Raw genomic sequence first — 14,249 nt, 5'->3', positions numbered from 1 at the left:
GGTAAATAGCCTTATATATTATATGGTTATTTTTTAGTTTTTTAGATACAATTTTGCACCAAATGAAAATAATAAAGAGTATCGTTATCTTATCTTTATCATTACAAACTCGTCTTTATCGCTTATTCATTTTATTAAGCCTACCTGGCATTGTGGCTATTTTGTTTAGCCTTTGGTATGCAAAAGAAAATGTACTCAAAGAAAGCCGTATGCAAGCACTTGCTATTGCACAGCAACTTACTACACAGCAAGCAGGCTTATTAAATGAAGTAAAAAATTTTACTGTTCAACTTGCAAGATTAGATGATTTTTCAGCCCCACTAAAAAAGGGATGCCCAGCCTATTTAAAAAAAATAAGTGCGCTTAACCTGGAAATAGCCAATATTGGGATCATTGATTTAACAGGAAAGCCACGCTGTTTATTAAGTGGTATGAACAAGAACATCAATATTAGTGATCGTCAATATTTTAAAAACGCCCTTGCTACGAAAGATTTTGCGATCGGTTTTTTTCAAAAAGATCGAAGTTTAGATACCCTCACAGTTAATTTTGCATACCCACTGCTTGATGAAAATCAGACTCCTTACGGCGTAGTTGTGAGTGTTATTACTTTGGATTGGTGGAGTAAAAAACTGGCAAGCTTTCACCTTCCTCAAGGCACGCTTGCGATAATTACCGACAGCCACAACCGGGTTTTGGCTAATTCCCCCTATGATGCAAAAAGGTTTGGCAAAAACATCAGCGAATACGGTTTCAGTGATGCAACATCAGGCTTTAACAACATTGTTGATTTTAACGGCGTTAATCACGTACTCCATAAACAACAAATGTACAAAGATGAAGTAAATAACACGCTCAATGCCTATATTGCTATCCCTTTTGATAAAGACATTGAAAATGCAAACCAGCTTTTTATTAATGCCCTAATCACGTTCATTATAATTATTTCGATAATGTGTGTGTTTGCTCACTTGCGATTAAAAAAAGCAATACTTACCCCATTAAAGCAACTAACTTGCGCCATTCAAGAGCTTGCCAAAGGATATCTACCAAAGCAATTTAGCCTAAAAAGCCCTGAGCTCAACTCTCTATACGAACACTTCGAAGAAATGGCGCAAACACGCTTAGCCGCTGAAGCACATGTAAAGCGCCAGCATAGCGAGTTAAGTAGCTTACTCAGTGCATTACCTGATATTTATATCCGTATTAATATTCATGGTGATGTGCTTAATTTAGGGGGGCAAGTTTCACGCTTAAATAAACCTGTTTATGCTAATTCCAAACTGCATTTACGCGATTTACTCGACGAAGAGAAAAGCAAACAATTACTACAAAACTTACCGACAGGCAAAGAGACAGCGCAATTTGAATTACAAGACTCAGATGAGAATCCAAAGCACGTTTACGAGGTAAGAATTAGCGCTAAACCTAATAGCAACGAATACACTCTGGTACTCCAAGATATCACCTCTAGAAAACATGCTGAAAAAGCCTCTAACCTTGCCTCTTTAGTCTATGCAAATAGCAGTGAAGGTATGGTTATCACCGATCCGAATGCCATTATATTGGATGTTAACCCTGCTTTTTGCGAGGTCACTCAATACCGTAAAGACGAAGTACTGGGTAAACCCATTTCCATTTTAAATTCAGGAAGACACAAAAAGTCTTTCTACAAAGAAATGTGGCAAATGATTGAGCAGTCAGGTCGTTGGCAAGGTGAAATACAAAATAGACGAAAAGATGGTGAGCTTTTTACTGAATGGCTAACGATAGATACTGTTTATGACGAATACGGCAACCCTCACCGTCGCGTGGCTATTTTTACAGATATCACAGAAAAAAAAGCAGCTGATGAATTAATATGGCATCAAACACACTTTGATCATTTAACCAATTTGCCTAACAGAGTTGAGTTAAAGGACCGATTAAATCAACGATTGAGTAAAAATTACAGTAAAGATTCGCCGCTGGTTATCATGTTGCTGGATCTTGATCACTTTAAAGATATTAACGATACATTAGGCCACTTTTATGGTGATGAATTACTTAAAATGATTGCGCACAGGCTACATGAAACAAATCAAGATATTGATTTTATGGCCCGAATTGGTGGTGACGAATTTGTTATCGTGCACACAAAAATTATCAGTGAAGATCACATTAAAAAAGTAGCTAAAGATCTACTTCAAGCTATGTCGCAACCATTTCTGCTTGAAGAAGAAGAAATCTTTATTGCAGCGAGTATCGGTATTGCGATTGCCCCCACGGATGGCGACTCATGTGAGCAACTACTCAAGGCCGCGGATCAGGCCATGTTCCAAGCCAAGCAAAATGGTCGCAATTGCTACGAGTTCTTCAGTTTAAAACTGCGTGAACAAGCACAGCATAGAATGGAATTACTAAAAAGCATGCGCTACGGGATTGAGCAGCATGAATTCGAACTTTATTATCAGCCAATTGTCGATCTTAGCTCCGAGAAAATCCACAAAGCTGAAGGATTAATGCGCTGGCAACACCCAGTTCAAGGACTTATTAGCCCAGCCCAATTTATTCCACTTGCTGAGGAGTCAAGATACATCAATCCACTTGGTCAGTTCGCATTTACCAAGGCATTGCAAACACTGCAAACTCTTCGCAGCATCGATAACAGCTTTCAATTGAGTGTTAACGTATCCCCTGTGCAGTTCAGTTGCTTAGACAGTGGCATAGATAAATGGCCGCAGCTACTGCACGAAGCCAATTTACCTCTCAATGCTATCGTAGCAGAAATCACTGAAGGCCTGATGATTTCACAAGAGCCTCTAACACAACAGCGCCTTAAATCATTAGAGCGTTCAGGTATGGAGCTGGCGCTCGATGATTTTGGTACGGGTTACTCGTCCCTCGCTTATTTACAGCAAATGGATGCCGATTATTTAAAAATAGACAAATGCTTCGTTGATGATATCAAAGAAGGGAATCAGCAACTTGCTCTGTGTAAAGCCTTAATCAATATGGCTCATCAGTTTAATTTAAAAGTAATTGCAGAAGGAATTGAGACTCGCGAACAGCACCACTTATTGCTGCAACTAGGCTGTGACTATGGGCAAGGCTACTTGTTTTCAAAACCATTGCCTGAGAAAGAATTCATTGCTTTAGTGAATAAACAACACAATTAATAGCGAGGGTCAGTTGACCCTTAGCGGATTAAAATTTGTTCATACTAGGAGCGATTTAATCGCGCGCGAGGTTTGTACCCTAGTGGGCTAAGTCAAAACGAGCAATGCTTGCGCGTCCTGCTTACGCCCCTTTCCTACACCCATGTAGGTAACAAAAATGCTGCGGCTTAGGTTATAAGTCTTAATCATCTGCATCCGTTTTATTGGCGTGCTGCTTTTTTTGACGTTTTGTAAGGGTGTCGGCCACATAAGCGCCCCTTTCACCTAACTCACTGTCATCACCTTTAGTGCTATCACATAATGTTTGCTGCTCAATACTGGCATTAAAAGCTGCGCCAAAAATAATCATGTACGCACTTAAATATAGCCACATCAGCATGATAACAACACCGCCTAGTGATCCATACGTTTCGTTATAGGAGGAGAATTGAGCGACATAAAATGAAAACCCGACAGACGCCAAAATCCACAATACAGTCGCAAACAATGAACCCGGTGTAACCCATCGCCACTTTGCCTCACGGCGATGCGGTGCATAACGGTATAGGCACGCCAATGCAACATTAAATATCACTGCTAAAAATGGCCATGATATTAGTTGTATTACAAGATCCACACCTTGTGTAAGTCCAACTAAATTTAAAACAACGGGTAAAATACCAATGATCAACAAGGCGATCACAGCAACCATAATTGCGCCAACAGAAAATACAAACCTCATTAATAACGCAATTAAAAACTGACGTTTATTTTTCTCATGATAAGTAATATTGCACGCAGTTATTAGTGCTTGAGAGCCCTTGCTACTACTCCACACCGCCAAAATTAATGTGCTGATCGCACTGAAGCTTAAAGTCGCTTGTGATTTTTGACTTACATCGGTTACTTGCTGCAAGATGATTTCACGCGTGCTGGGCGGTATCAAGGTAATAAATTGACTTAAATGAGCTGTAATCTCAGCCGGAGATGAAAAATAAGCATACACAGAGACTAACGCTGCAATGGCGGGAAAAATAGCTAACAATGCATAGAATGCAACGCCTGCTGCCACAAACGACAAGTTATCTCTTGATGAATTTGCATACACGCGCTTTACAATGCTCCACCAGCCGCGTAAAGGGATTTTACTAGGTGAATCTGCCCGATAACCATATTTATTTTTTGCCATAATTTACTCTCTACATAATGCCACTCGCAATAGCAGCGGGTTGCTCTACATTTAAATACATTGCAAATGAACTTACTAAAAACGCAGCAATATACCTGCCAAGTAACACTGGCCTTTTAATTGCAAAGATATCGCTTAAGATTAAACGTTAGAAAGTACAAGGACAGTCAGTGAATAATTTATATGTTATTTTAAATCAAATTGTTACATTCGCATCTAAAGATACCTCTGCAGCATCGGCTGCGTATTCTTGGCAATCCACTGTCGCTGTCATCCAAAGTCAAGTCGTGCAGTTTTTACACGCCGCAGGGCAAATGCTACCCGCTATTTTATTAGGTATTTTAGCTGTCACATGCTGTTATTTTGTTGCCCGCCCTTTGTCTTACCTGCTTCTAAAACCTTTAGGGTATGTTAGTGAAAGTCGCTTACTTCATTTGGTAGTAAGGCGTTTTATAAGTACCCTTATCATTTTATTTGGCTTGTATATTTTTCTTCGCTTGGCGGGGTTAACCGAGTTTGCAGTCGCTGTAATGAGTGGTACAGGGCTACTTGGTTTAATACTCGGATTTGCATTTAAAGACATTGCTGAAAACTTTATCTCTAGCTTACTACTGAGTGTGCAACGACCATTTAGAATCGATGATGTCATTGAAGTGAATGGTCATTTAGGTGTTGTAAAAAAGGTCACCGCACGCGCCACAACGCTGGTCGATTTTGACGGCAACCACATTCAAATCCCCAACGCCACCGTATACAAAAACACGATTAAAAATCTAACCGCAAACCCAAAAATGCGCGGCAGCTTTACGTTAGGTATTGGCTACGATAACGATACAAAGAGTGCCCAGCAGTTGGCATTAACAATCATTGGTAATCAGAATGCAGTATTAAATGATCCTACCCCGCAAGTGCTAATTAATGATTTAGGCTCGGCAACGCTCAATTTTACTATTTACTTTTGGGTCAACAGTGAAGAACACAGTGTATTAAAAGTCGCCTCGCAATTAATGCGTGAGTTAATTAATGAGTTTACTGAACACGGCATTAGTATGCCAGATGACGCCCGCGAACGTGTATTACTCAATAGCCAAGGTGAAGATATTTACCCAGCTAAAAGCGAGTCTCGTCAAACAGGAAATCCCCCTTCATCGGCAAAAAAACCGCATACTTCACAGGTTACTGCATCAAGTGTTGATGATGTCAGCAGTGACACCGGCGAAATACGAGAACAAGCAGAAAAATCTCGCGATCCAGAGCAAGGCAGTAATATCATTTAACTTCAAACACAAAAAAGCCCGCAGCGTTAACTGCGGGCTTTTTTATTGAATGAGTGAGTCAGCCTATAAGCCGGGTTCTGTTCTTTCCGAAGAAAGCGATAATCATTCGTCTAGGCCATAAATCGCTCTATGGCTCAAGCAACCTACCCGGTTCCAACGTGGGCCACGCCATAAGGAACCCTATTTGGTCTTGCTCCGAGTGGAGTTTACCTTGCAACCGACTATTACTAGCGGCCCGGTGCGCTCTTACCGCACCCTTTCACCCTTACCAACCGAAGTTGGCGGTCTCCTCTCTGCTGCACTTGTCGTGGGCTCACGCCCCCCAGCCGTTAGCTGGCACTCTGCCCTGTGGAGCCCGGACTTTCCTCCCCCTGCGCATTTTCGTTGCAGGCAGCGATTATCTTGGCTGACTCGGCGCGCAGTATACCTGAGCTTGATGCTACGTGCAGTAAAGAATTAACCTTTTTCGTCAATAATTGTTTTATATAAAGCGTTTTTCTTCATACCAAAGTAATCAGCCACAATGCCGCAGGCTTTTTTCATTGGCATTTCGCTTTCAAGTAGCGCAAGCATTTTACGTGCTTCGGGTGGAATGTCGTCAACTAGCTTTGGTTTGCCTGGCAGCATCAATACTATCTCACCACGTTGCTTGGTTGGGTCATCTGTTAAAAATTGCTTGAGCTCAGCTACCGTACCATTAAAAAAGGTTTCAAAGGTTTTGGTTAGCTCTTTGGCAAATACCACCTGTTGCTCGCTACCAAGGGCACTCTCTAAATCATCGAGGCTGGCCATTATACGGTGCGTACTTTCATACATAATACTGGTAATGCCTGAATTTACTGCTTCAATGAAAAAATCTTGGCGCGCTTTACTTTTAGCTGGAGTAAAACCAATGAACTGAAAACGATCAGTGGGTAGTCCTGAGCAGCACACTGCCGTAATTGCAGCACATGCACCTGGCACAGGTGTGACATGCGCGCCTTGTTCACGGCATAAGTTTACCACTGCATAGCCTGGGTCGCTTATTAACGGAGTACCTGCGTCTGAAACTAATGCAATATTTAACCCTTGATTTAGCTGGTCAATAATTTGCTGCGCTTTTTGTTTTTCATTATGGTCGTGCAAAGCAAAGGTTTTAGCTTTAATACCAAAGTGACTGAGCAACTTGCCAGTGTGGCGTGTATCTTCAGCAGCGATTAAGTCAACTTGAGATAGTGTCGCAATTGCGCGCTGGCTTAAGTCGTCAAAATTGCCAATTGGGGTAGCAACGATGTAAAGAGTGCCGATTTTATCTGAATTCTCCTCATTTAACATTGAGGTCTCCTGCGTCAGTCAGTAATATAAGCAAATCGCGTTAACGTATTGGGAAATCATTGTGCGACTTAAACTTGTTAGTCTATTAATCATATTGTCAGGGTTATCGGCCTGTAGTACAACCGAAAAACCGACTAAAACCAGTGAAAACCTTAGTTCAGCGAATAGTTCGGCACAAATTCAAGCAACTGATGCACGCTCAATGTACCAACTTGCCTTAAATCGCCAAGGTGCAGATAAAATTCAGCTGCTTTATAGCGCACGCGATGCTGCCATTACAGAGCAGCGCTGGCCATTATTAGAGCAAATATGCACTGACCTTGAACAAACCCCCAGCGTTGATCAAATTCAAAACAAACTTTACATCGCATTTGCGCAAAAACAACAAGGCAAAAACAGCTTAGCGCTCGAAATGCTAGCTACTTTAAATAACCAGCTTACTCAAGCTGAGCACTATGCGTGGCACCAATATTTAACGGGCAGTGTGTATACATCACAAGAGTTACCGAAAAAAGCCGTGCCTTATTTTTTTAAAGCATCTGAAACAGCTAGCAAAAGTAATTTAACTATTCCAAGTTTAAACCAAGCGCTATGGCAAAACTTACAGCAGCTATCTTCTTATGCTTTAGAACGCTTTAATCGTGGCTCGGTTGTTCAACAAGGCTGGGTTAATTTAGCGTTATACCACCAAGTATATTCGGGGGCACCGGTTGAGCTCGACCAAGCAATCAACAACTGGCAAAGACGTTACCCTGGCCACCCTGCATCGGCGGTTTTACCAGAGAAAGACGCAGAACTGCTAGCAGCTGAGCCGCTAAATATAAAACGTTTAGTAGTATTACTCCCCCAGTCAGGTGCAAATGAACGATTAGGTGATGCATTAAAAGCCGGCATCCTAGGTGCGCTCGATAATAGTGAAATAAATGAAACCACTTTTATTGATGAAATGCTAAGCACATCAGAAATTAACGCCAAACTAAATGAAATTCAGCCCAACTTTGTAATTGGCCCGCTACTTAAAGTAAATATAGATAAACTGACAAACGAGCAATCGTTGAAAAGCTACCCTACGTTGCATTTAAACGCGATTGAAGGCGAGCGAACTTCAGCTCAACATTACTTTTTTGCATTAAACCCAGAGCATGAAGTACAACAAGCGTTAGAACACTTTTTAGCGCAGGGCTATCAAAAGCCTATGCTTCTTGCACCAGATACCAGTGCTGGTCAACGCTTGGTTGATTACTTTAATGTTCAATGGCAGCGCTACAGCGAAACCCAACCGCAAGTAGGTCTTTATAAAGACAAAAAAGACATGCCAAATACAATCAAAGGTTTGCTCGAAGTCGCTGAGTCTAAAGAGCGTATAAAAGGTGTGAAAGCATTATTTAAAACAGAAGTAGAAAGCGAAACGCGTTCGCGCAGAGATATCGATGTAATTTATATCTTAGGTGATGCGACTGAAACACGCTTAATAAAACCCTATTTAGATGTGAACGTGAGTACCTTTGCCGATCGTATTCCTCTTTATGCAAGCTCTAAAAGTCATAGTAAGCAAATAGATAGAACTGACAAAGGTGACCTTGATGGTCTATATTTTACTGAGTTACCTTGGATGCTAAGTGGTCAAATTGCAAATCAGACACTGCGTCAACAATATAACTCACTGTGGCCTGAGCAAGTAGATATTAGCCAGCGTTTATTCGCGATGGCGTACGATTCAGTCGCCTTACTTGATGATCTAAACCAGCTGAGAGTGTTTCCTGGAAAACAGTATGCAGGTTTAACCGGCCAATTGAGTATTACCAGTGACGGCCAAATTAATCGTCAATTAAATTGGGCGCAATATAAAGATAAGCAAATAAAGCCTGTAAAACTTAAAACACAAGCCCCTGTGCCTTTGTTTATGCAAGTTGCAAGCGGTGAATAATGTACTAATACCAACAAGGATGTTGTCATGTCGTGGTTTAAGCAGCTGTGGCAAAATAGCCGAGAAAAAGGTCAATACTACGAGCTAGAAGCTCAAAAATATTTACAACAGCAAGGGTTAATTCCCATAGAGCGAAATTATAACTGCCCCTATGGTGAACTAGATGTGATAATGCGTGACGGAGACACTTTGGTGTTTGTTGAAGTTAAATTTCGCAGTAGTAAAGTAAAAGGCGGCGCTATTCATGCGTTAGGAAAACAAAAGCAACAGCGTCTAAAGCGCACTATTTATCATTATTTAGCGGCAAAAAAGCTAACAAACCAGCCGCTAAGAATCGATTTTGTCGCAATAACTGGCGACACATCGCAACAACTTAATTGGATAAAAAACGTATTTTAATATGCAAGACACTATAAAAGAAATTTTTAAAGAAAGCATTCAAGTACAAATTGCGGCAGGTGAAGTACTACCAAGCGCATTGGAATCCGCTGCATTTACTATTGCACAGAGCCTTATTAATGGTAATAAGTTGATTTGTTGTGGCACTGCAAGTTGTCACATGCTTGCACAGCACATGGCTGGCGTACTTATCAACTTTTACGAAACTGAACGCCCGTGCTTGCCAGCAATTGCACTCTCGCAGGAGCACATTAACTTAGGCCAAAACAACCAAAGTGAAGACCACGAGACATTCGCGCGTCAAATTAGAGCTTTTGCACACCAAGGTGATTTATTGTTGGTGTTAGCCAGCAATGGGAATGAAAAAAATATAATTTCTGCCGTCGAAGCTGCACTTACCAAAGATATGAAGGTCATAGTTATGGTAGGCGATGACGGAGGTGAACTCGTGGGGTTGTTAGGCGCTAATGATGTAGAAATACGTGTTCCCTCAAAACGTCCAAGTCGTATTATTGAATCTCACTTAGTAAATTTACATTGTTTAAGTGAGCTTATTGATTTAACCCTATTTCCGCAGGATGAAAGTTAATGCTCAAGCAGTCTCTTATTATTATTAGTACCGTTTTATTGCTGCAAGGTTGTGCCGCTGCTGTTGTGGTTGGTACCGCAGGCGCCGTAACAGCCGCGAATGATCGCCGTACCATCGGCTCACAGATTGACGACAGTAACATTGAAATTAAAAGTGGTATTGCCATCAACGACGTACAGCGCTTAAAAGATCACGCAAACCTCAACGCCATTAGTGTTAACGGGATTGTATTGCTGATTGGCCAAGTAGCCACGCAAGAAATGAAAAACGAAGCCATGCAAGCGGTTGAAAACATTCAAGGCATTCGTAAAATTCACAACCAAATTAGAATTGGCTCTAATATCAGTATTAGTACGAAAACACATGATTCGTGGTTAACATCAAAAGTTAAAACTCAGTTACTCACTGCTGAAAACATCAGTAGTAATAACATTAAAGTGGTAACTGAAAACAGCGAAGTTTTTTTGATGGGCTTAGTAAGTGATGCAGAGGCAAATGCTGCTGTGAATATCGCTCGAAACGTATCTGGCGTAGAGCGCGTTATCAAAGTGTTTGAATATTTATAAATAAATTTAAAGCCACAAGTAACTTTTAACTTGTGGCTTATTCGCTTTAACCTTGTAAACCTATGCTTTAGCCAAGTGACTTAAGCTTATTGATTATATCAACATTAGCGGCTGGAAAGTTGTATTCATCTAGTTTGGCTATTTCAACCCACGCACTTTTTTGGCCTTCAGCGCCATGAGCATCACCACTAAAATCTGTGACCAAATGCACATCTAACTTTACACATTTATCACCATAGTCATGCTCTATGACCATTAGTTCGCTTGAGCTGTTTATAGTAAGCGCAACCTCTTCGTGTAATTCACGTTTAAGGGCCTCAAACACACTCTCACCGCTTTCTACCTTACCACCTGGAAATTCCCACAAACCCCCTTGGTGCTTGTCGTCAGGTCGCTTGCAGATAAATAATGTATTACCTGCCTTGATCACACCAACAGCTACATGGACAATTTTTTTGGTCATTGGACACCCTTTTTCTTTAATTATAAAAAAGCTATAGACATCAGGCTTGCTGACGCAAAACAAACATCATTAAAATCTTTAAAAACGCGGTGGCAAGCCACTCGCCTACAAATAAAACATTAACCCCGAAATTAATCTTAACACCCGTAGGCGTTAAGCTTGCTGACGCAAAAACAGCTTAATAGCCGCACCAAGAAGAAAGAATTGCGCCTAGCTCCTAGTTACTTCCCTAGAACCTAGTACCTTTCCCCTTTAACCTTTCCCCTTAATTTAAAAACAAAAAAGCGACGCATGCGTCGCTTTTTCAACGTTTAAACTAGGGTTACTTTAATTTACCACAACACTGTTTAAACTTTTGGCCAGAACCACATGGGCATGGCTCATTGCGGCCTACTTTTGGCTCCGTACGGGCTGATACTGTAGCACCTGCTGGTGCTTCACCACCCACGTGCTCAGCTTCTTCATGCTGGTACTGACGAGGCGCATTTTCACTGCGGCGATGTTGCTCTTCGACTTTTTCAACATCTTCTTCTGCACGCACTTGAACCTTACTTAAAATGCCTACAACATCAACTTTAAGGTTTTCAAGCATTTCAGAGAACAACTCAAATGACTCACGCTTATATTCTTGCTTTGGATTCTTTTGCGCATAACCACGTAAATGAATACCTTGGCGTAGGTGATCCATCGCAGCTAAGTGATCTTTCCAATGCTGATCTAAGCTTTGTAGCATAATTGCTTTTTCAAACTGGCGTAAAACAGACTCACCAACTTGCTGCTCTTTTTCCTTATAGGCATTAGTAACCGCTTCTTCAATACGATCACGTAATTTTTCTTCGTATAGCTTGCTGTCGTCAGCTAACCATTGCGAAATTGGCAGTTCCAATAAGAAGTCTTGTTTTAAGCGTTCTTCAAGACCCGGGATATCCCACATTTCAGCCAAGCTTTGCGGTGCAATGTACTGGTCAATCATACCGTTAAGTACATCGCCACGAATTACCGTAATTGTCTCAGAAATATCACCTTCAACAAGTAATTCATTACGCTGTGCGTATACAACACGACGTTGATCGTTTGCTACATCATCGTATTCAAGTAATTGTTTACGAACATCAAAGTTACGCGCTTCTACTTTACGCTGAGCGTTTTCGATAGCACGGTTTACCCATGGATGTTCAATGGCTTCGCCACGCTGCATACCGAGTTTACGCATCATGTTAGTCATGCGTTCACCAGCAAATATACGCATTAGCGCATCATCCATCGAAAGGTAGAAACGGCTTGAACCAGCATCACCCTGACGACCCGAACGACCACGTAACTGATTATCAATACGTCGCGACTCATGGCGTTCAGTACCAATAATATGTAAACCACCCGCTGCAATTACAGCATCATGACGAATTTGCCACGCAGCTTTGATTTCAGCTATTTTCTCGTCAGTTGGGTTATCCAGCTTTTCAACTTCGCTGTTCCAGTTACCACCGAGTACGATATCTGTACCACGACCTGCCATGTTGGTAGCAATGGTTACTGTGCCTGGTAAACCAGCATCAGATACAATATCGGCTTCTTGCGCGTGGAACTTTGCATTTAGTACGTTGTGCTTGATCTTTTCTTTACGTAAAAACTGCGATAAATACTCAGAGCTTTCAATCGAGATAGTACCAACAAGCACTGGTTGCCCACGCTCTTGGCAATCTTTAATATCAACTAAAATTGCTTCGTATTTTTCATCTTGTGTTAGATACACTAAATCAGCACGATCGTCGCGGATCATTGGCTTATTAGTTGGCATAACAACAGTATCTAAACCGTAGATTGACTGAAACTCAAATGCTTCAGTGTCTGCAGTACCTGTCATACCTGCAAGGGTATCGTAAATACGGAAATAGTTTTGGAAGGTAATTGATGCCAACGTTTGGTTTTCGTTTTGAATTTTTACACCTTCTTTTGCTTCAACAGCTTGGTGTAAACCTTCAGACCAACGACGACCTTCCATTGTACGGCCTGTGTGTTCATCAACAATAATTACTTCGTTTTCTTTAACAACGTAATCAATGTCTTTTTGATAAAGCTTATGAGCACGTAACGCAGCATAAATGTGGCTAAGTAACGTAATGCTACCTGCAGAATAAAGCGAATCGCCCTCTTCAATTAAGCCACGCTCCGAAAGTAATTCTTCAACTTTAATTTGGCCACGTTCAGTTAAATGAACTTGTTTTGCTTTTTCATCAATGGTGAAATCGCCATCGCCTTCAACACCTTCTTCGTCTTCTTTTTCTTGTAATTCAAGTAAAGGAACAATGGTGTTAATTTCGGTGTAAAGCTGCGAGCTATCTTCTGCAGGCCCTGAAATAATGAGCGGAGTACGCGCCTCATCGATTAAGATTGAATCCACCTCATCCACGACAGCAAAGTAAAGTGGACGCTGTACGCGCTCATCAATACTGAACGCCATATTGTCGCGCAAGTAATCAAAACCAAACTCGTTATTTGTACCGTAGGTAATGTCTGCTGAGTACGCTTCTTTTTTCTGTTGTGGCATCATGCCTGGTACATTACAGCCCACTGTTAAGCCTAAAAACTCAAACAATGGACGGTTAGTTTCAGCATCACGCTTAGCAAGGTAGTCGTTCACCGTAATAACGTGAACACCCTTACCTGTTAAACCACGAAGGTAAGCAGGTAAACTTGCAGTAAGGGTTTTACCCTCACCTGTACGCATTTCTGCGATGCGGCCTTGATGTAAAACCATGCCACCTAAAAGCTGAACGTCAAAGTGGCGCATGCCATTAACACGTTTTGACGCCTCACGCACGACAGCAAATGCCTCTGGCAAAATGTCATCAAGACTTTGCCCGTTATCGTAACGCTCTCTAAATTCTGCTGTTTTGGCTTTTAAATCTTCGTCTGAAAGCGCTTCTAGTTGCGTTTCAAGCGCGTTGATTAGCGCGACCGTCTTTCTTAAATTTTTAATAGTGCGGTCATTGCGACTACCAAAAATCTTGGTAAATAAATTAGATATCATGATAAAACCGTTACAATGTATTCTTTGTTAGCTGAACATCAACTAACCCATTTTATGCCCCCAAACAATGGGGATAATATTACTAATTAATATACTGCTCATAAAAAAGAACATATTAATTAGCAATTTTGATAAACGCTGTAATTTTCAGCATTTATCTCGTGCGCCACTATACCAGACTCTGCGATACAACGAACTATCTGTTGATAAAGTTAGCCATTTTTAATCGAAAAAATTTAAAAACGCCGTAAAGATAACTTTAAATCAAATGACACAACAAATATCGACTAGATTTATATGGAGGTAAATAGAATAAATTCAAGAGCGATATGGGAACATTAGGTTCTAGGTTCTAGG

General features: G+C 41.1%; 10 protein-coding genes and 1 other RNA gene. 6 read left to right on the top strand and 5 right to left on the bottom strand.

Translation table 11 applies throughout. The features are described from left to right. The first annotated feature begins 62 nt into the window (after positions 1-62). Positions 63-3,158 carry an EAL domain-containing protein gene (locus CSC79_RS12775; protein ID WP_180270435.1) on the top strand — a complete coding sequence of 1,032 codons (3,096 nt, stop codon included), beginning with the start codon at positions 63-65 and terminating at the stop codon, positions 3,156-3,158. Between the two features lie 181 nt (positions 3,159-3,339). Here the strand turns inward: CSC79_RS12775 and CSC79_RS12770 are convergent, their stop codons facing one another. Next, positions 3,340-4,326: a YihY/virulence factor BrkB family protein gene (locus tag CSC79_RS12770; RefSeq protein WP_099296152.1), complete on the bottom strand. Its 987-nt coding sequence runs from the start codon at positions 4,324-4,326 to the stop codon at positions 3,340-3,342. Between the two features lie 170 nt (positions 4,327-4,496). On the opposite strand from CSC79_RS12770, the gene CSC79_RS12765 reads away from it, so the two are divergent. Further along, entirely contained in the window at positions 4,497-5,603 is a 1,107-nt protein-coding gene (locus CSC79_RS12765; RefSeq protein WP_237114015.1) for a mechanosensitive ion channel family protein, read from the top strand. Positions 5,604-5,653: 50 nt separating this feature from the next. Here the strand turns inward: CSC79_RS12765 and rnpB are convergent. Continuing rightward, an RNA gene (gene rnpB, locus CSC79_RS12760) (RNase P RNA component class A) lies at positions 5,654-6,017 on the bottom strand. A 42-nt stretch (positions 6,018-6,059) separates the two neighbouring features. After that, positions 6,060-6,917, bottom strand: coding sequence for a 16S rRNA (cytidine(1402)-2'-O)-methyltransferase (gene rsmI, locus CSC79_RS12755; protein ID WP_099296151.1), 858 nt, complete (start codon positions 6,915-6,917; stop codon positions 6,060-6,062). Between the two features lie 61 nt (positions 6,918-6,978). Here rsmI and CSC79_RS12750 point away from each other — a divergent pair, with 61 nt between their 5' ends. Genes CSC79_RS12750 through dolP form a run of 4 tightly spaced genes read left to right on the top strand, consistent with a single transcriptional unit; the run spans position 6,979 to position 10,398 of the window. After that, the gene (locus CSC79_RS12750) at positions 6,979-8,844 is read left to right on the top strand and encodes a penicillin-binding protein activator (protein ID WP_099296150.1); all 1,866 of its coding nucleotides are present in this window, start codon (positions 6,979-6,981) and stop codon (positions 8,842-8,844) included. A 27-nt stretch (positions 8,845-8,871) separates the two neighbouring features. Next, positions 8,872-9,243 (top strand): YraN family protein, encoded by a 372-nt coding sequence (locus CSC79_RS12745; protein WP_099296149.1) that lies wholly within the window; start codon positions 8,872-8,874, stop codon positions 9,241-9,243. Between the two features lies 1 nt (position 9,244). Next, entirely contained in the window at positions 9,245-9,832 is a 588-nt protein-coding gene (locus tag CSC79_RS12740) for an SIS domain-containing protein (RefSeq protein ID WP_099296148.1), read from the top strand. After that, entirely contained in the window at positions 9,832-10,398 is a 567-nt protein-coding gene (gene dolP, locus CSC79_RS12735; protein WP_099296147.1) for a division/outer membrane stress-associated lipid-binding lipoprotein, read from the top strand. The genes CSC79_RS12740 and dolP overlap by 1 nt, the downstream gene beginning before the upstream one ends. A 67-nt stretch (positions 10,399-10,465) precedes the next feature. Here dolP and mutT read toward each other — a convergent pair whose 3' ends face one another. Both mutT and secA read right to left on the bottom strand, forming a co-directional pair. Next, positions 10,466-10,861, bottom strand: a complete 396-nt coding sequence (gene mutT, locus CSC79_RS12730; protein WP_099296146.1) for an 8-oxo-dGTP diphosphatase MutT — start codon at positions 10,859-10,861, stop codon at positions 10,466-10,468. A gap of 322 nt (positions 10,862-11,183) precedes the next feature. Continuing rightward, positions 11,184-13,892: a preprotein translocase subunit SecA gene (secA, locus tag CSC79_RS12725; RefSeq protein WP_099296145.1), complete on the bottom strand. Its 2,709-nt coding sequence runs from the start codon at positions 13,890-13,892 to the stop codon at positions 11,184-11,186. Positions 13,893-14,249: the final 357 nt, after the last annotated feature.

Source organism: Pseudoalteromonas sp. 3D05 (genome assembly GCF_002723455.1).
Classification (GTDB): domain Bacteria; phylum Pseudomonadota; class Gammaproteobacteria; order Enterobacterales; family Alteromonadaceae; genus Pseudoalteromonas.
The sequence above is the reverse complement of the archived record's forward strand: the minus strand, read 5'-3'. Positions and strand labels throughout refer to the sequence as shown.

Excerpts from the sequence above, each read along its gene's own strand:
- CSC79_RS12775 (WP_180270435.1), top strand. The coding sequence starts at position 63 with ATGAAAATAATAAAGAGTATCGTTATCTTATCTTTATCATTACAAACT.
- CSC79_RS12770 (WP_099296152.1), bottom strand. The coding sequence starts at position 4,326 with ATGGCAAAAAATAAATATGGTTATCGGGCAGATTCACCTAGTAAAATC.
- rsmI (WP_099296151.1), bottom strand. The coding sequence starts at position 6,917 with ATGTTAAATGAGGAGAATTCAGATAAAATCGGCACTCTTTACATCGTT.
- CSC79_RS12745 (WP_099296149.1), top strand. The coding sequence starts at position 8,872 with ATGTCGTGGTTTAAGCAGCTGTGGCAAAATAGCCGAGAAAAAGGTCAA.
- CSC79_RS12740 (WP_099296148.1), top strand. The coding sequence starts at position 9,245 with ATGCAAGACACTATAAAAGAAATTTTTAAAGAAAGCATTCAAGTACAA.
- dolP (WP_099296147.1), top strand. The coding sequence starts at position 9,832 with ATGCTCAAGCAGTCTCTTATTATTATTAGTACCGTTTTATTGCTGCAA.
- mutT (WP_099296146.1), bottom strand. The coding sequence starts at position 10,861 with ATGACCAAAAAAATTGTCCATGTAGCTGTTGGTGTGATCAAGGCAGGT.
- secA (WP_099296145.1), bottom strand. The coding sequence starts at position 13,892 with ATGATATCTAATTTATTTACCAAGATTTTTGGTAGTCGCAATGACCGC.